Genomic DNA, 17,800 nt, shown 5'->3' on the forward strand with positions numbered 1-17,800 from the left:
TGCGCCCATGACGCCGCGCGCCACTTATCGTTTCCAGTTCCACAAGGACTTCCCCTTCGCGAGGGCGGAGGCCTTGCTACCCTATCTGGATCGGCTGGGAATCAGCCATGTCTATGCCTCGCCGATCACCACCGCGGCGGCCGGGTCGATGCATGGATATGACGTGATCGATCCAACACGGATCAACCCCGAACTGGGTGGCGAAGCGGCGTTCCGCAGCCTGTCCGAAGCGGCCCGCCGCCGCGGTATGGGCGTCATCATCGATATCGTTCCGAACCATATGGGCGTGGCGGGCGGCGGCAATCGCTGGTGGGACGACGTGCTGACCCATGGCCAGGCCAGCCGCTATGCGCGCTTCTTCGATATAGACTGGTCGAGGAAACTCGTTCTGCCGATCTTGGGTGATCCCCTGGCGAAGGTCATCGCCGACGGACAGATCATGGTCGAACGCCAGGATGGACGCGCCTGGATCGTCGCCTATGGGGAACACAGGCTGCCGATCCGCGACGAGGATCAGGACGGGGCAGAGACGGCGGACTTAGCCGAATTGCTGGAGCGCCAGCATTACCGCCTCGCCTCATGGCGGGTGTCGAATGACGAACTCAACTGGCGGCGCTTCTTCACGATCAACGATCTTGCCGGACTGCGCGTCGAAGATGACGAGGTTTTCGAGGAAAGCCACGCTCTGTATTTTCGCCTCTATCGCGAGGGGCTGATCGATGGCGTGCGGATCGATCATGTCGACGGGCTGAATGATCCGATCGGATATTGCCGAACCTTGCGTGCACGCTTCGACGCCCTCGATCGAGACGACGGCAATCGCGCCTATATCGTGGTCGAGAAAATCCTCGCCGCCGACGAGGCGATGGGCGATGATTGGGGCGTCGACGGAACCAGCGGATACGACTTCATGGAAGAGGTCGCCGCGCTTCTCCATGCCCCGGAAGGGACGCGCCCGCTCGGCGAATTATGGGGCCAGTTGAGCGGTCGACCGGTCGAATTCAGGCCCGAGGAACTACAGGCGCGGCAGGATCTGCTGGTCTGGCAATTTGCGGGGCAGATGGATCAGTGCGTTGCCTCCTTCGCGGCGCTGCTTGCCTCTGTGCCCGATCTGACCGGCGCGATCACTACTGCGATGCTGCGTCGGGCGATCGAACGATTGCTCTGGGTCTTTCCGGTCTATCGAACCTATGGCCCGAACGCCCCCGCCACCGATGAACCGGTTCGTGCCGCAGTTCGCCAGCGCGTCGAGCGCCACGTGCCGCCGGGTGAGGGGTTTGTCGTGGACCGCGTGCTGGAATGGCTGTCCGGTCGCGGGCCGGGCGACCGCGTCCTGCTGGCGGACGCCGTCAGGCGGTTCCAGCAATTGTCCGCGCCCATCGCGGCAAAGGCGGTAGAGGACACCGCCTTTTATCGCCACGCCATTCTGCTTTCGCGCAATGATGTGGGCTTCGACGCCGGGCGGCTGAGCCTGTCGGTCGCCGCCTTTCATGATCGCATGGCGGGTCGGGCCAAGCGCTTTCCCCACGCCATGCTCACCACCGCGACCCATGACCATAAGCGCGGCGAGGATGTTCGCGCACGATTGGCAGTGCTGAGCGCAATACCCGATACATGGCGCGAGCAGATCGAGCTTTGGCAGCGACAGACCTTGTCGCTTTCGGAAGGGATCGATCCCGCCGACTGGTATATGCTGATCCAGACGCTGGTCGGCGCATGGCCTGCCCCCGAGGACATGGGCGACTTCGCCGAGCGTATCGCAGCATGGCAGGAAAAGGCGCTGCGCGAAGCCAAGCTGCGATCCTCTTGGGAAGCGCCCGATACCGATTATGAGGCCCGCTGCAACGCGCTCGCCAAGACCTTGATCGAGGAGGAGGCGGGTGCCGCTTTCCGCGAAGGGGTTGAAGCCCTGCTGACCCGTATCGGTGCGGCGGCGGAGGCAAACTCATTGGTTCAAGTCGCCTTGCGCTATACGGCGCCCGGCATTCCCGATTGCTATCAGGGAACCGAATTCGCCGACCTGAGCCTCGTCGATCCGGACAATCGCCGACCGGTGGATTATGAAGCCCGCGAAGCCGCGCTGACGGATTGCAGCGTCGCCAAGCAAGCGCTGATCGCCGATCTTCTTGCCTTGAGAGGCAAGAACCCTGAACTCTTCACCGCTGGCGAATATCGGCCTCTTTCGATCACCGGCCATGGTCGCGACTGCGCAATCGGGTTCGAACGGCGGCGTGAAGACAGCACGCTTCTCTGCGTCTTCGGATTGCGGCTGGCGGGATTGGCGGACGCGGATGGATTTGTGGATTGGCGCGATACGGAGGTCCTGCTGCCCGAAGGGTCGAAGCGTGTCGCTGACCTTTTGAGGGACAAGCCCGTGTGGTACGAAATGCGCTCGCTCTCCAATCCAGGCTAAGTCGTGCAGGCCCTGCCCCCGAATTTCTACACGCAGGATGTCGACGCCGTGGCCCAGGCGTTGATCGGGGTGATCCTGACCGTCGATGGCGTTGGCGGCCCGATCGTGGAGACCGAAGCCTATGACGCGGCCGATCCTGCCTCGCACAGCTTTGTCGGCCGAACACGGCGCAATGCGGCGATGTTCGGGCCGGTCGGCCGCGCCTATGTCTATCGCATATATGGCCTGCATCGCTGCCTGAACATCGTTTGCGGCACGCCGGGTAGCGCGGTCCTCATCCGCGCGATCGAGCCGCGTTTCGGTCTGGACGTGATGCGGCAAAGACGGGGCGTGGAGATGGCGTCCCGGCTCCTATGTTCCGGTCCCGGACGGCTTTGTACCGCGCTGGCTATTGATCTGACGCTCGACGGTGCCTCGCTGAACGAGCTGCCGTTCCTCCTGACGGATGCCGGTGAATCGCCCCAGATCATGACCGGACCGCGGATCGGGATTTCCAAGGCCGCGGACCGGATGCGACGCTATGGTCTGAAACATTCGCCTTGGCTCAGCCGCCAGTTCCCTGATGAAAGCGCTGCATTGCACCATGACTGAAGCCATATTTTGGCCGCACTGCAAAAACTTATTTTCTTGATACCGACCATATTTCTAATCAGCCTCGCTTCATAACAAGAAAAAGGGCGAGTCGATGGAGTGGATCAAGGTCCTGGCGGTGGTCGCCATGGTCTATGGCATTTGGGCAGCCTATCGTTCTCTCGGCGCACCGGTCCGCCATGACGGTGCCCTATATTACCGGCAGCCGGATGGAAGCTTTCGCCGCTGGTACGGGGGGCGTCGTTTCAGCGCGTCGGAAGTGGGCATGCACGACCAGGGCTGATTTTCCCGCGGTCAGCTATTGTACACACAGGATCGGCTAAACATCTGTCCTCAGGACCCGGTCTTCGGGTCGATCAAGGACTTCGGACAATCATGTTTGCCGATCTGGGCGTTCCGACGCCCCTGGTCATCATCGTCATCGCGGTCGTCGTCGCCGGTATCGTCGCACGCCGTGTGCCGGTCCTCCGCGTGGCGATCAATCTGGTCAGTTGGGTGTTGCTGGCGGGCCTGCTGTTCGTCGTGCTGCAACAACGCGAGCAGTTCGATCCCTATATCCAGCGGGCGATGCAGATCCTCAATCTTCAGGATCAGAGCGTCGTCGGGGATACCGTGCGCATTCGCATGGCGCCGGACGGTCATTTCTGGGCGCGCGTGACGATCGATGGCGTGACCCGCCGGATGCTCGTGGATAGCGGCGCGACCCTGACCGCGCTGTCGACGGAAACCGCGCGCGCCGCCGGATTGCGCCCCTCCGCGCCCGTCTTTCCGGTGGTGCTCAATACCGCGAACGGCATGATCCGGGCGCAGACGGGGCGCGTCCAGTCGCTACGTATCGGGACGATCCGCGCCGATAATGTGCCGGTGGTGGTGTCGGCGGCATTCGGAGAGACGGATGTCCTGGGGATGAACTTCCTTTCCCGACTGAAAAGTTGGCGGGTGGAGGGATCGACCCTGATCCTGGAGCCCCATCATCCCCAAATGCCCGCCGAGCGCGCATGAGGTTCACCGGGCTGAAATCTGACGGAAATCAGCGTGATTGGCCTCCGTGCCGATTGACTTGAAGATGTAGCTTTCTCATGCCGGAAACCATGACCACTTCCCAGTCGCGCATGCTGTCGCTCCCGCCGCAGCTCGACCGATATGTTACCCACGCCTTGGATACGGGCCAGTTTCCGAGTGAGCAGGCGTTGCTGCTCGCCGCGATCGACCGGCTGCGCGCCGAAAGCGTGCCCGCGGACCTGAAGGCCTGGCTGGTCGGTGGCGGCGAATGCGGGCAGCGGGTGCGCGACCTTGATTGGTCGACGACGCCGCTCGGCTCGATGTGCGAATGGCCGGGTGAATTGCGGACTACGGTCGCCAACATCGTGCATTCGCCCATCGCCAAGGTACTGATGTGGGGCGATTCCCATGTCATGATCTATAATGACGCCTATCGGGCCATCGCAGGTGCCCGTCACCCGGCAGCGTTCGGCGGCCTCGTGGCGGATGTCTGGCCGGAAATCTGGGACTGGAACCGTGACATATTGGAGCGCGGTTTCCAGGGCGAGGAGATCGCCTATCGCGATCAGAAGATGATCGTCACGCGGGCGGGCGTTCAGGAAGAGGTGGTGTTCGACCTCTATTACACGCCGGTCTATTTCAACGAGGGTGATGTCGGCGGGGTTATGTGCACCGTCGTCGAGAATACGGGCCGGGTCGCGGCGGAGCGACGGCTGGCCGAGAGCGAAGCGGAATTGCGGACGATCACCGATTCGATGCCGGTGCTGGTCGCGTTCGTGGACCGGGACCAGCGCTATCGCTTCGCCAACAACCATTATCGCGAATTTCTCGGCATCGATCCCGAGGCTATGGTCGGCACGCGGATCGGCGATGTCCTGACAGAGGCTGATTATGCCGATCGTCTGCCGCTGATCGAGCGTGCGCTTGCCGGTGAAGACGTGGTGGCCGATGTGCATCTGCACCACCGTGACGGCACTCGGCGGCGCGCAGAGACGCGTTACATCCCGCGCCGCGATGCGGCGGGCAGCGTGATCGGCTTCCATATCCTGGTCTTCGACGTGGACGAACGGATGCGCCACGCCGAAGCGATCGAGCGCAGCAATCGCCGTTTTCGCGCGGCAATGGATGCGGTGCACGGCGTGCTGTGGACCAACAGCGCGGATGGTCGGATGGTCGGCGAACAACCCGGATGGGCGGCGATCACCGGGCAGACCTATGAAGACTATCAGGGCTTCGGCTGGGCGAACGCGGTTCACCCCGACGATGCCGAGGCTTCGATCGTCGCCTGGAATGAGGCGGTCGCGGTCAAGGGCATGTTCGTCCACGAACATCGCGTCCGCCGTCACGATGGCGAATGGCGTACCTATGCGATCCGTGCGCTGCCGATCATCGGGGCGGACGGCGAGTTGATCGAATGGGTCGGCGTCCATACCGACATCACCGAACAGCGCGCCGCCGAGCAGGCGCTCCGCGACCAGGCCAATGTGCTGGCTCGACAGGTCCATCACCGCGAGCGTGCCGAGGCGCAACTTCGCCAGCTCAACGAGACGCTGGAGACCCGCGTCATCGAAGAGATCAGCGAACGCCGCCAGGCTGAACAGGCGCTGGCCCAAGCCCAGAAGATGGAGACGATCGGCAAGCTGACCGGCGGCGTCGCGCACGACTTCAACAATCTCCTCCAAGTCGTCTCGGGCAATCTTCAACTGCTGGGCAAGGACGTCGCCGGCAACGACCGCGCCGAACAGCGGGTCGCCAATGCGATGGCCGGCGTCTCGCGCGGGTCGAAGCTCGCGGCGCAATTGCTGGCCCTCGGACGGCGGCAGGCCTTGGAGCCCAAGGTCGTCAACGTCACCCGTTTCGTCCAGGGGATGGACGATATGCTCCGCCGCGCGATCGGCGAAGGCGTGGAGATCGAGACGATCGTCGGTGGCGGTCTGTGGAACACCTTCATCGATCCCAACCAGATCGAAAATGCGCTGCTGAACCTCGCGATCAACGCACGCGATGCCATGGAGGGTCAGGGCAAGCTGACCATCGAGTTGAGCAATGCCCATCTCGACGACGAATATGCCCGCAGCCATGACGAGGTGACGCCGGGGCAATATGTCATGCTCGCCGTGTCCGACACAGGCAGCGGCATGTCGGACGACATCATCGAAAAGGTCTTCGAACCCTTTTTCTCGACCAAGGGCGAGGGCAAGGGATCGGGGCTCGGGCTGTCGATGGTCTATGGCTTCGTCAAGCAGTCGGGCGGCCATGTGAAGATCTATTCCGAGATCGGCCATGGCACGACGATCAAGCTCTATCTGCCCCGCGCGATGGAAGCGGAGGACGTCGAGGTCGCGGTCGACACCGGCCCGATCACCGGCGGTTCGGAAACAGTGCTGGTCGTCGAGGACGATGCGGAAGTGCGCGCCACCGTGGTCGAATTGCTGTCCGACCTGGGCTATCGCGTCTTGAAGGCGGTGGACGCACAAAGTGCGCTCAACGTCATCGAAAGCGGCATTCCGATCGACATGCTCTTTACCGATGTCGTCATGCCCGGCACGCTCAAAAGCCCCGAACTGGCCCGCAAGGCGCGCGAACGCCTACCCGACATCGCGGTTCTGTTTACCTCTGGCTATACCGAAAATTCGATCGTTCATGGCGGTCGCCTCGACAAGGGTGTCGAGCTGCTGTCCAAGCCCTATACCCGCGAAGCCCTAGCGCGGAAGTTCCGCCATGTGCTGGGCAACCAGAAGCAGCGCCGGATGGCCTCGCCCGGCGTATCGCAGGACAAAAGTGGGCGTGAGGTTAGGGCTCCGGAAGAACCCTCCCCCCGACCAATGCACGACGGGCGCACGATCCTGCTAGTCGAGGATGACGATCTGATCCGCGCCAACACCGCCGAAGCCTTGCAGGATGCGGGTTTCGTCGTGGTGCATGCGGTCACGGCGGAAGAGGCGATGACCGCGCTTCAGACCGCGCAGATCGACGTGCTCGTGACCGACCTCAACCTGCCCGGCGAGTCGGGTATCGAGCTTGCCAAGCGCTCTCGCCAGCTCCGCCCGACCTTGTCGGTGGTCTTCGCGACGGGGGATGGCGGCATGGCGGTGGAAGCGGCGGACATGGGCGCCGCACTACTGACCAAGCCCTATTCGTCGCATCGGCTGATTGCCGCCATTCGTGATCAGTTGGAGATTATGGAGCAGACGACCCGGCCGTGAGCCGGGTCGCCTACCCCTTTCCGGTCGGGTTCATGCCGGAGGGGGGCGGCAGCGGAACCCTTGCGAAACCTTGAAGTCGGTTAGCGGGCCTTCCAGCCCTCGATAGCGGCGAAGGTGATGATCACCGCCAACACGAGCAGGGCACCCTGCAATTCCAGCGCGGTCAAATCGAACTCCATCGTCATCGGCTATCTCCCGAGTGATGTCACAACCCAAAACGCTGTCCGTCACCGCTTCGTTGGCGGGCGGCGAACACCTATCCGGCGAAGCCGGACCTTCCATCGCGCCATTGCGACGGCGTCCAGCTTCTGCACTCAGTAGATACGCTGCGAGTTTTGCTGTCGTGCAGCGAAAACGTGACAAATCATGTCCGACAATGCGGAAGTCGAATTTCCGCGCAAAGCCCCCCCTCCGGGCGGTTGGCGAGGGTCAGTTCGCCGCCTTCCGCCGCGACGACCCGCGCGACGATGGACAGACCTAAACCAAACCCCACGGTGTCGCGCCGCCGCGCGGTGTCCAGCCGGACGAAGGGTTCCAGCACCAGTTCAAGCGACTCTTCCGGGATGCCGGGGCCGTCGTCTTCGACACGGATAGATACATCGTCCGCCGGATCGGCCCTTAAGGTGATGATCGCGTGCTCGCCGTAATGGAGTGCATTTTCGACCAGGTTGGTGAGCGCGCGCTTCATGCCGAAGCGGCGCAGGCGACAGTCGAAATGGTCGGGACCGACATAGCGAACGTCCCGGCCATGATCCGCGGCATCATCGGCGAGATTGGCGCAGAGGATCGCCAAGTCGGTCAGTTCGGGTTGCTCGGCATCGCCCTCGCCGCCCAGAAAGGCCAGAAGCGAGGAAACCATCGCCTCCATCTCTTCGATGTCGGTACCGATGGCCTCGCGAACGTCGTCGTCTTGGATCGCGTCGGCGCGAAGACGCAATCGTGCGAGCGGCGTGCGCAGGTCATGGCCGACCGCCGCCAGGGCACGGGTTCGCTCGTCGATCAACCGACCGATTCGTGCCTGCATCCGGTTAAACGCGCGGGTGACGTGACGAACCTCGCCGGGCCCACGTTCGGGGACGAGAAGGGCCGCTCCCTGGCCCCCGCTTTGTCCGCGTCCCAATGTGTCGGCGGCGCGAGCGAGCGTTCGCAGCGGATGAAGGATACGCCCGATCAGCGCCCCGCTGAGCAACATCAACGCGATCGCGGGGATAAGCGCGAGCAGCACGCGCCCGAAGGCGAGGTCGAGGGTGCGAACCCCCTCCCGCATTCGGAAGCTGAGCAACGAGCCATCGTCCAGGCGCAAATCCCCCGACACGACCGAGGTCCGTCCCGGCGAGGTCAGGCGCAGGTGAATGTCGGTCGCCGCCAGCGACGGTTCCCAGTCGACGATCTGGCGTCGCATGCTGTCCATCGCCGGCGCAATGGTGGGCCGGGGCGGCGCCTCCGCCGACCAGCTGACGATATAGCGGTCGGTGGTCAGCTCCCCGGCCACTTCGGGGCGCTCGATCCGGGGACGCTCGTTCAGGACGCGGCGCGCGACGATCAGATGCTCCGCCAGCCGCCGTGCCTCGTCGTCACGGACCGAGACATGGCTGGCGCGCTCGTAGAGATAGGTGGAGACCGCAAACTCGATCGTCACCGCCAGCAGCAGGATCGCGACGATCCGGCCGAGCAGGCCGACCGACGGGCGGATCACCGCCGCTCCACCGGCACGTTGAGCATATAGCCGACCCCGCGGACCGTGACGATGGGGGCGGCTCCCCCAGCCCCCGATAATTTGCGACGCAGACGGCTGACCAACACGTCGATGCTGCGATCCGAACTGTCCCCGATCCGCGCGCGCGACAATTCGATCAGCCGCTCGCGCGCCACGACCCGCTGCGCATTGTCGAGGAAGGCGACCAGCAGATCGAACTCGGCACCGGTCAATTCCACCTGCGCGCCCGAGGGCGACATCAGCTCGCGACGCGGCAGGTTCGCGGTCCAGCCGTCAAAGCCCAATATACCCGCCTCTCGCTCGCCCGGTGCATTCTCCAGACCGCCGCGACGCAGCACCGCCCGAATTCGCGCCACCAGTTCGCGCGTGCCGAACGGCTTGGCGAGGTAATCATCCGCCCCCAGTTCCAGCCCGACGACGCGGTCGACCTCGCTGCCCTTGGCGCTGATGAAAATGATCGGAACGGCATTCTTCTGACGCACCTGACGACACAGATCGATGCCGCTGGTGCCGGGCAGCATGATGTCGAGCAGGATCAGGTCGATCTGCCCGACCTCAAGCGCCTGCCACATTTCGGGCGCGGCATTGGCCAGCTTCACGGCGAATCCGTTCTCCTGAAGCGCGCGGGCGGTCAGGGTGCGAAGGGCGGGATCGTCCTCGACGATCAGGATGGTAGGCGGGGTCACCGTGCTTGGCTAGGCAGCCGGGCCGCGCACGTCAACGACCGGCTCGGCCTGATCCGCGTCAAGCCGCTGCAGATGCACGGCATATCGCGCGGCGCGGGCGGCATAGCCCTCCGCCGACAGGCCAAGCCGGGCGACTTGATCGGGCTCCAGCGTTCGCACCGCGCGGGCGGGCACGCCGACGATCAGGCTATGGGGCGGGAATATCTTTCCTTCCGTAACCAACGCGCCCGCCCCGACCAGCGACCCGCTGCCGATCACCGCATCGTTCAATATGGTCGCCCCCATGCCGATCAGGCAGCCATCCTCCACCGTACAGCCATGCAGGATGGCGCGGTGCCCGATGGTGCAGTCTGCCCCGATGGTCAACGGGCTGCCCGGATCGGAATGGAGGACCGCGCCGTCCTGCACATTGCTCCGCGCGCCGATGTGGATCGGGCCATTGTCGGCGCGCACGATCGCGCCGAACCACAGACTGACCTGCTCGGCGACAATCGCCTGTCCGACGACATCCGCCGACGGGGCGATCCAGGCGGACGGATCGATGACCGGGCGATGTTCGCCCATAGCGTAAAGCGGCATCAGCCTGTTCCCTGCTGCTTGGCGAGTTGACGATAGCGATGAAGCAGCGGCTCGGTATAGCCGTTCGGTTGCTCGCGCCCCTCGAAAATCAACGCGCGGGCGGCCTGCAAGGCCAGGCTGTCCCCCTGGGAACCGAGCAGCGGACGATAGCCGGGGTCGTCACGATTCTGCTCATCGACCTTCGCCGCCATCCGGGCCAGCGCCGCCTCGACCTGATCGGACGTGACGATGCCGTGATGCAGCCAGTTGGCGATATGCTGGGACGAGATGCGCAACGTGGCGCGATCCTCCATCAGGCCGATGTCGTGCAGATCGGGCACCTTCGAACATCCCACACCCTGGTCGATCCAGCGGACGACATAGCCGAGCAGCCCTTGCGCATTGTTGTCGAGTTCGTCGGCAATATCCTGCGCGGCCCAGTCGGGCGCGAGCGCCACCGGCGGGGTCACCAGACGTTCGATCGCCGCCACCGGTTCGGCGCCTCGCGCGGCTTGGCGGGCCGAAACGTCGACGCGGTGGTAATGCGTCGCGTGGAGCGTCGCTGCGGTCGGGGACGGCACCCAGGCGGTGGTCGCGCCGGAACGCGGATGCGCCTCCTTCTGCGCCAGCATATCGGCCATACGGTCCGGTGCCGCCCACATGCCCTTCCCGATCTGCGCCCGCCCCGCAAAGCCGCACGCCAGACCGATCTGGACGTTCCGGTCCTCATAGGCCGCGATCCAGTCCGCCTCCTTCATCGCGCCTTTGCGGATCATCGGCCCGGCCTGCATCGCGCTATGTATTTCATCCCCGGTCCGGTCGAGGAAACCGGTATTGATGAAGACGACCCGGTGCCGCACCGCATGGATGCACGCCGCCAGATTGGCGGAGGTCCGGCGTTCCTCATCCATCACGCCAATCTTGATTCGATGTCGATCGAGCCCCAGCATATCCTCGACCGCATCGAACAGCCGATTTGCAAAGGCCGCCTCTTCGGGGCCATGCATCTTGGGCTTCACGATGTAGATGGAACCGAAGCGCCCGTTACGGGGCGGCTGGCCGCTCCGCCCATCGCGCATCGCGATCAGGCTGGTGACGACGGCGTCGACAATACCCTCCGGGGCCTCGCCACCGTTCGGAAGGCGAATGGCGGGCGTGGTCATCAAATGCCCGACATTGCGCACGAACAACAGGCTGCGGCCTGGGAGTGTGAACGCTTCGCCGCCCGGCCCCTGATAGGATCGATCCGGTGCCAGCCGCCGGGTCACGACTTTGCCGCCCCTCCCGACCGGGGCGGTAAGGGTCCCCTTGATCAAGCCGAGCCAATGCGCATAGCCCGCGACCTTGTCCTGCGCATCGACCGCCGCCACGGAATCCTCCAGATCGCAGATGGTGGTCAGCGCGGATTCTAGCAGCACGTCGGCAATGCCCGCCGGATCGGTGCTTCCGATCGGGTGCGCTGCATCGACGACGATCTCGATGTGCAGGCCATGATGGCGGAACAGCCATCCTTTCTCGCTGCGCCCGCGAAATTGCCCTGGCTCTCGCAACAGGCCGATCGCAGTTTGCAGGTCGGATATGGTCGCCCAATCCCCCTCGATCGGCAGAGCGTCATTCAAGAAGGCGCGCACCCAACGAATGACGGCGGCTCCCCGATCTTGGTCGTACCCCGGAGCACAGGAAGGCGGTGCGATCGCGTCAGTGCCGTAAAGCGCGTCGTAAAGACTGCCCCAGCGCGCATTGGCCGCGTTGAGAAGGAACCGGGCGTTCAGCATCGGCACGACAAGTTGCGGCCCCGCCAGCCGGGAGACTTCGTCATCAACCCCGGTCGGCGAAATGACAAAGGGTTCGGGTTCGGGCACCAGATAGCCGATATCTGTCAGAAAACGCCGCTGCGCCTCGCCGTCGGTGGCGCCACCCTGCCGATACCAGTCGTCAATCTGCTGCTGGAGAGCATCGCGACGGCGCAGTAGGTCGGCGTTTTCGGGCGCGAAGCACTCCAGGATGCTGGCCAGTCCTTCCCAAAATTGCCGCGGTTCGATTCCGCTGCCCGGCAGCACCTTCTCCTCGAGGAACCGGACCAGCGCGGGTGCGACGGACAGGCCGTAGCGATCGATCATGTTGCTCTCCTCAACCATAGCTTCACTCCGCCCTGCTCTCATGCCGGTGATAGGGAGTCGCCATACCCTTCGGTAGTGGGCATAATCGAAGTGCTGTCGATCGCCGGAGGAACGAATGGACCCGGACGTTGCGCTGTTCGTGGATGTGGTGCGGGAAGGGAGTCTGGCGGCAGCGGCGCGGGTGTGGCGGCTGTCCCCGGCGATGGTGTCGAAACGGATCGCCCGTCTGGAGGAGCGGTTCGGCGTGCGCCTGCTTCAACGAACGACCCGCAGGCTGGCGACAACGCCCATTGGCGCGGCCTTCCATGCCGAGGTCGCGCCGCTAGTCGCGAATCTACGCGCGGCGCAAGCACGCATGATGCAGGCCGCGGCGGAGCCATCGGGCCCGTTGCGCATCAGCGCGCCAACTTCTTTCGGTCGGCTCTGGATCGCGCCTTATCTTCCCACCTTTCTGCGACGCTATCCGGCCGTTCAGTTGCAGATCGATCTGGCCGATAATTTCGATGATCTGATCGGCGGACGGATCGATGTCGCTTTTCGTATCACCGCGACACCGCCGGGCGGCGTCGCCGCCCATCGGTTGATGGCCAATCGTCGGATCCTTTGCGCCAGCCCACGCTATCTTGCCGAAGCGGGACGACCGGAAAGCCTGGAAGACCTTGCCGGACACCGTCTGCTTGCCGCGTCGGGGCAGTTGCCATGGCACCTGGCGGGCGTCACCGTGCCCGGGCGGAGCTGGATCGAGACCAATTCCAGCGAAGTCGTGCGGGAACTGGTTCTGGCGGGGGCGGGCATTGCGTTGCGTTCGCTATGGGACGTGGCGGACACACTCGCCGATGGGCGGCTGGTGCGGGTCCTGCCGGAGCATGAGGGCGCGCAGGCCGTGGCGCTATGGGCCCTGCATACCCAAGCCGGAGCCCCCGCCGCCGTGGCTGCCCTCATCGATCATCTGACCGCGATCTGGCGCGCCGCGCCATGGGCTACATGACGACTTCGTCATTTTTCCGTGCATCGCCCGGCGTCCGGCTCTAGGCAGAACAAAAGCTTTACAGGGAGTAGAAGGTCGATGGCAGGGGGTCTGGTCGCATTGCTCGACGACGTGGCGGCGATCGCCAAGCTGGCGGCGGCGTCGCTGGACGACGTGGCGGGCGCATCCGCGCGCGCCGGTGCGAAGGCTGCCGGGGTCGTCATCGACGATACGGCCGTCACGCCGCGCTATGTCGTCGGTCTGGCACCGCAACGGGAATTGCCGATCATCGGCAAGATCGCCTTGGGTTCGCTCCGCAACAAGCTGCTCTTCCTGCTGCCCGCCGCCCTGTTGCTGAGTGCCTTCGCACCTTGGGCGATCACCCCGATCCTGATGGCGGGCGGCGCATTCCTGTGCTTCGAGGCGAGCGAGAAGATCCTCGAGAGCCTGATCGGCGGCCATGCCGAAGCCGAAGAGGCGGTGGCCGCCGATCCCAAGACGCTGGAGGACCGGCAGGTGTCAGGCGCGATCCGGACCGACCTGATCCTGTCGGCGGAGATCATGGCGATCGCCCTGTCGGAACTGCCCGACCTGTCGATCGGAACACAGGCGATCGCGCTGGCGCTTGTCGGGATCGCGATCACGGTCGGCGTCTATGGACTGGTCGCAGCGATCGTGAAGATGGATGACATCGGGCTCCACCTGGCCCAGCGGGAGAGCAGCGCGGCGCAGGCGATCGGGCGCGGCCTCGTCAAGGCCATGCCCGTGGTCCTGCGCGTGCTGGCGGTGGTCGGCACCGCCGCGATGGTCTGGGTCGGCGGAGGGATCATCGTGCATGGCATGGAGGAGTTCGGCCTCACCACCCTGCCCCACCTCATCCACGACACCGCGCATCACGCCGGAGAAGCAATACCCGTCGCGGGGTCGGCCGTGGCCTGGATCGTCGGCGCCGTCGGGTCAGCCATTGTCGGTCTGATCGTCGGGGCGGTGATCGTGGGCATCCTGCACCTCATTCCTCGGAAGACCGCCCACTAAACATGTCGGAGGGGGCGCGAGGTCAGGCGCCGCGAACCCCCTCCGCCTCCATCAGCGCCGGGCCGAGCATCCGCCCCACGACGCACACCGACTTGCCGACAAGATCGACCGGTACGCGCGGCAGGCGCAGCTCCAATTCCCCGCCTTCGTCGCATTGCAGAATGAAGGCACCGTGGTGACGCAACAGGCGACCCGTGACGGTCCGCTGGGCTTGGGAATGATCAATATCCATGACGCTCTGCAATCGCCCGCTAGTCTCTCGGGTTCCGGCAAGCCGTCACATCGCCAGTCCTACCCGGTCGCGGCCCAACCCCTTGGCGTGATACAGGGCATGGTCGGCGCGCCGGATGGTCGTCTCGATATCCTCGCCATCGCGCCATTCCGCCACGCCCCCGCTGAACGTGACCGGAATCGACCGGCTCTCGACGACGATCGGTCGCTCCGCCACCGCCTTGCGCAACCGCTCGACCACGCCCGCCGCCGCATCGATCGAGGCCGCCGGGAAAAGGATGGCGATTTCCTCGCCGCCATAGCGCGCGATCATGTCCCGACCGCGAACGCCCTGTCGCAACCGGGCGGCCGTCTCGATCAGCACCTCGTCGCCGGCGCCGTGGCCATATTCATCGTTGATCCGCTTGAAATGATCGAGGTCCAGCAGCGCGAAGGAAAAGGCCTCTCCCTCTTCCACCGCATGGTCGCGCGCATCCTGGATCGCGGCCATCAGGGTTCGGCGGTTGGCCAGCCCCGTCAAGGGATCGGTACTTGCCAATAGATCGAGCTGTGCGTTCGCCGCGCGAAGGGCACCGGTGCGTTCCTCGACCATCACTTCCAGCATCCGAGCCCGGCGGCGAACGACCGCCGTCACCAACAGGATCACCCCCCCCAACGAAACGATCGCGAGGATGGCGAGCCCAAGCCGGGCGGGCCAGCTTTCATACCATTGCGGCTCGACGATCAGGCGTAAGCGGCGGCTCACCACCTTGGCGGCAAAGCCCGGAACATTGGCGCGCAGGTCCAGCCAATATTCGCCTGCGGGCAAATTGGTGTACGTCGCACTGGCGGGTGTGCCCGCGGGCACGATCATCCACTGCCGATCGAACCCCTCCAGCCGATAGCCGTATCGGATCTCATCCGGTGCGGCGTAATCGGTCAGCGCAAAGCCGACACGGAGCGTCCGCTCATCCCCGTTCAGCCGCAGGGCGAAGTCCGGCGAGACCGGATCACCGGGCAGCGCATGCCCATCCAACTCCGCCCCGCTGACGATCATTCGCGCGGGATCCACCGCCGCCTTCTGCCCCAGCAAAAGATCGGGCTGCAGCACCAAAAGTCCATCCGGAGAGCCGAACAGCAACGATCCGTCGGCGGTTCGCGCCGCCGCACGCTGATTGAACGCGCCCATAGTTAGGCCGTCGCGGCGGCTCATCACCCGGACATGACGACCCGCAGGATCGATCAGCGAAATGCCGCCCGTACTTGCGACCCACAAGCGGTCCCGGCGATCCCGGACGAGCGAGGCGACATTGTCCCCCGCCAATCCTTGCGCCTCAGTAATCGCACGAAACCGCCAGCCGCCGGGCACCGCCTGGCCATATCCCACGCCGCCATAGGTGCCGACCCAGATGTCGCGGCCAAAGGGAATGATCGACCCCGCATAGTCCTGCGGCAGGCTGGTTGCGTCCCCCGCACGGCTGGCGAAATTGGTGAAGCGCCCCGTTCGCAGGTCGAGCCGGCCAATGCCCCCGGGCGTGGCGATCAACGCCACGAGCCCCGGTTGAATGACGATATTGATCACTTCGTTGTTGGGCAGGCTGTTCGGATTGGCGGCGTCATGCTGCAAATGCCGGACCACGCCGTTCGCCCGCCGCCGGACGAACAGTCCCTTATAGGTACCGATCAGCAGCAAATCCGGCGTCTCCGCCAGCGAAATGACGGGAAGATCGTCCAAACCCGTAACCGGGACGGGCCGCTGGCACAGGCTTTTCGGGTCGATCGCCACCACGCCTCGCGCACCGACCAGGATGGTGCCGTCATCGGATTCGAGCAGCGCTTTTATGTCCTGTCCGGCATGACGGCCCTCCAGCGCGATACGGCGCACTTGGCCCGCCGCCCGGTCCAGCCGGTCGACCCCGCCCTTGCTCAAGCCCAGCCAGATCCGGTCGTGCCGATCGACCATGATCCCCCGAACATTCTCGTCGGACAGCGACATATGCGGGTCGGGCATGGCCGAACCGATTCGAAGTACGCCGCCGCCCGGCCCCTGCGTCCGCGCCGCCCCCAGTTCGGTCGCTGCCCATATCCCGCCCGATCCGTCCAGCGCCAGCGAACGAACCGTATCTCCCACCAACGAGAACGGATTGGCGGCCAGATGTCGAATGGGCTGTCCGGCAAAGTCCTGAGCCGGATCGATCAGGATGATCCCCATGCCGTCGGTGCCGACCCATATCCGTCCCCGCCCGTCCTGAACGAGCGCGCGAACGGTACGGTGGCCGACCAGCGCAGACGCACCGTCCAATCCGGGCAAGACGCGAAACGGCTGATCACGTCCGGCCGAAAGATACAGGCCATCGGCCCCCGTCCCGACCCAGAGCCGTCCCTGGCCATCGCGCAAGATCGACCATATGTCGCTTTTGCCCCGATCCTCGCCCAGTTCCACGAGCTCGAAGCGGCTCGCCCCGGGGCGACGCATCCACAACCCTTCTTCGCATCCTGCCCATAGCGTGCCGTCGGCATCGCGGTGGATGGAGAAAGATCCTTGCGGCCGTCCATCCTGCGAATGGATCGCCTGCTCGGCCATCGGGTCGATCGCGTCGGCTTGGCGGACATAGTGATGCACGCCGCCATCGGACCCGATATAGGCCCCCCCGCGACCGTCCGGCGTGAAGCCATAGACCCGCGCTCCGATCCGCCCCCTTATCGCTTTCAGGCGTCGAAACTGGCCGGTACCAGGGTCGTAACGCGCGGTTCCGCCGACATTGGTGCCGACCATTATGCTGCCATCGGGCAGGGCCAGCAGCGAGCGGACATAATTGTCGGGTAGCGAATGCGGGTCGGCCAAGCGCTGCTTGAAGCTGCGGAGCCGCTGCCCGTCATAGCGGACCAGGCCGCCGCGCGTCCCGATCCACATCGTCCCATCCGGCGCGCGGGTGATCGCGGTCGCGGTGACATGGGGCAGTCCCGCGTCGCCGCCTATCCGCGAGAATGCCGCCCATTGCCATTTCGCCCATGCATCGCCCCCCTCGCCCCATGCCAATGACGGCAACAGAGCCAGGAACAGAAGGGCGACGGCGCCAAAAGATCGAGCAAGGGTCAAAGGGTTCGTCCAACCGCCTTTTGCCATCCGACAGGTGAAAGTGTCGTTAACCCTGGTGCGGCAGGACGGTAAGCGTCTGCTCACCACCGTCGCGATAAGCAGTTTATCGATCGTTCCTTCCTCGCCGGCCGGCCCATTGCGGATGTAGTCGCCTTGGGTGATGCTGCGGCATGAGCGACGATAACCTCAAGTGGC

Annotated in this window: 13 protein-coding genes; 7 read left to right on the top strand and 6 right to left on the bottom strand. The window is 64.7% G+C overall.

What is annotated here, in order from left to right:
* The first annotated feature begins 7 nt into the window (after positions 1 to 7).
* The 5 genes from treY to NZL82_RS09920 all read left to right on the top strand — a co-directional run bounded on the left by treY (position 8) and on the right by NZL82_RS09920 (position 7,212).
* The gene (gene treY, locus NZL82_RS09900; RefSeq protein ID WP_261269588.1) at positions 8 to 2,413 is read left to right on the top strand and encodes a malto-oligosyltrehalose synthase; all 2,406 of its coding nucleotides are present in this window, start codon (positions 8 to 10) and stop codon (positions 2,411 to 2,413) included.
* A gap of 3 nt (positions 2,414 to 2,416) precedes the next feature.
* Positions 2,417 to 3,004 (top strand): DNA-3-methyladenine glycosylase, encoded by a 588-nt coding sequence (locus NZL82_RS09905; protein WP_261269589.1) that lies wholly within the window; start codon positions 2,417 to 2,419, stop codon positions 3,002 to 3,004.
* A gap of 94 nt (positions 3,005 to 3,098) precedes the next feature.
* Positions 3,099 to 3,287 (top strand): hypothetical protein, encoded by a 189-nt coding sequence (locus NZL82_RS09910; RefSeq protein WP_261269590.1) that lies wholly within the window; start codon positions 3,099 to 3,101, stop codon positions 3,285 to 3,287.
* A 92-nt stretch (positions 3,288 to 3,379) separates the two neighbouring features.
* The gene (locus tag NZL82_RS09915) at positions 3,380 to 4,006 is read left to right on the top strand and encodes a TIGR02281 family clan AA aspartic protease (RefSeq protein ID WP_261269591.1); all 627 of its coding nucleotides are present in this window, start codon (positions 3,380 to 3,382) and stop codon (positions 4,004 to 4,006) included.
* Between the two features lie 89 nt (positions 4,007 to 4,095).
* Positions 4,096 to 7,212, top strand: coding sequence for a PAS domain-containing protein (locus NZL82_RS09920; protein ID WP_261269592.1), 3,117 nt, complete (start codon positions 4,096 to 4,098; stop codon positions 7,210 to 7,212).
* Positions 7,213 to 7,576: 364 nt separating this feature from the next.
* Here NZL82_RS09920 and NZL82_RS09925 read toward each other — a convergent pair whose 3' ends face one another.
* The 4 genes from NZL82_RS09925 to NZL82_RS09940 are packed head-to-tail and all read right to left on the bottom strand — an operon-like array spanning position 7,577 to position 12,293.
* Positions 7,577 to 8,908 (bottom strand): ATP-binding protein, encoded by a 1,332-nt coding sequence (locus NZL82_RS09925; protein ID WP_261269593.1) that lies wholly within the window; start codon positions 8,906 to 8,908, stop codon positions 7,577 to 7,579.
* On the bottom strand, positions 8,905 to 9,615 hold the full coding sequence (locus NZL82_RS09930) for a response regulator (RefSeq protein ID WP_230480527.1): 711 nt from the start codon (positions 9,613 to 9,615) through the stop codon (positions 8,905 to 8,907). Before NZL82_RS09930 ends, NZL82_RS09925 begins: the two co-directional genes overlap by 4 nt.
* A 9-nt stretch (positions 9,616 to 9,624) precedes the next feature.
* Positions 9,625 to 10,194 (bottom strand): gamma carbonic anhydrase family protein, encoded by a 570-nt coding sequence (locus NZL82_RS09935; RefSeq protein WP_261269594.1) that lies wholly within the window; start codon positions 10,192 to 10,194, stop codon positions 9,625 to 9,627.
* Positions 10,194 to 12,293 carry a malate synthase G gene (locus NZL82_RS09940; protein ID WP_261269595.1) on the bottom strand — a complete coding sequence of 700 codons (2,100 nt, stop codon included), beginning with the start codon at positions 12,291 to 12,293 and terminating at the stop codon, positions 10,194 to 10,196. Before NZL82_RS09940 ends, NZL82_RS09935 begins: the two co-directional genes overlap by 1 nt.
* A 115-nt stretch (positions 12,294 to 12,408) precedes the next feature.
* On the opposite strand from NZL82_RS09940, the gene NZL82_RS09945 reads away from it, so the two are divergent.
* Both NZL82_RS09945 and NZL82_RS09950 read left to right on the top strand, forming a co-directional pair.
* Positions 12,409 to 13,281, top strand: a complete 873-nt coding sequence (locus NZL82_RS09945; protein ID WP_261269596.1) for a LysR family transcriptional regulator — start codon at positions 12,409 to 12,411, stop codon at positions 13,279 to 13,281.
* Positions 13,282 to 13,359: 78 nt separating this feature from the next.
* Positions 13,360 to 14,295 carry a DUF808 domain-containing protein gene (locus tag NZL82_RS09950; RefSeq protein ID WP_261269597.1) on the top strand — a complete coding sequence of 312 codons (936 nt, stop codon included), beginning with the start codon at positions 13,360 to 13,362 and terminating at the stop codon, positions 14,293 to 14,295.
* Between the two features lie 22 nt (positions 14,296 to 14,317).
* On the opposite strand, the gene NZL82_RS09955 is transcribed toward NZL82_RS09950, so the two are convergent.
* Together NZL82_RS09955 and NZL82_RS09960 are read right to left on the bottom strand one after the other, a co-directional pair.
* Complete coding sequence (locus NZL82_RS09955) at positions 14,318 to 14,527, bottom strand: DUF5818 domain-containing protein (protein WP_261269598.1); 210 nt, start codon at positions 14,525 to 14,527, stop codon at positions 14,318 to 14,320.
* Between the two features lie 45 nt (positions 14,528 to 14,572).
* Entirely contained in the window at positions 14,573 to 17,605 is a 3,033-nt protein-coding gene (locus NZL82_RS09960) for a ligand-binding sensor domain-containing diguanylate cyclase (RefSeq protein WP_261269599.1), read from the bottom strand.
* Positions 17,606 to 17,800 lie beyond the last annotated feature (195 nt).

It is taken from the genome of Sphingomonas sp. LC-1 (assembly GCF_025371035.1).
In the GTDB taxonomy this organism is placed as follows: Bacteria; Pseudomonadota; Alphaproteobacteria; order Sphingomonadales; family Sphingomonadaceae; genus Sphingomonas; species Sphingomonas sanguinis_E.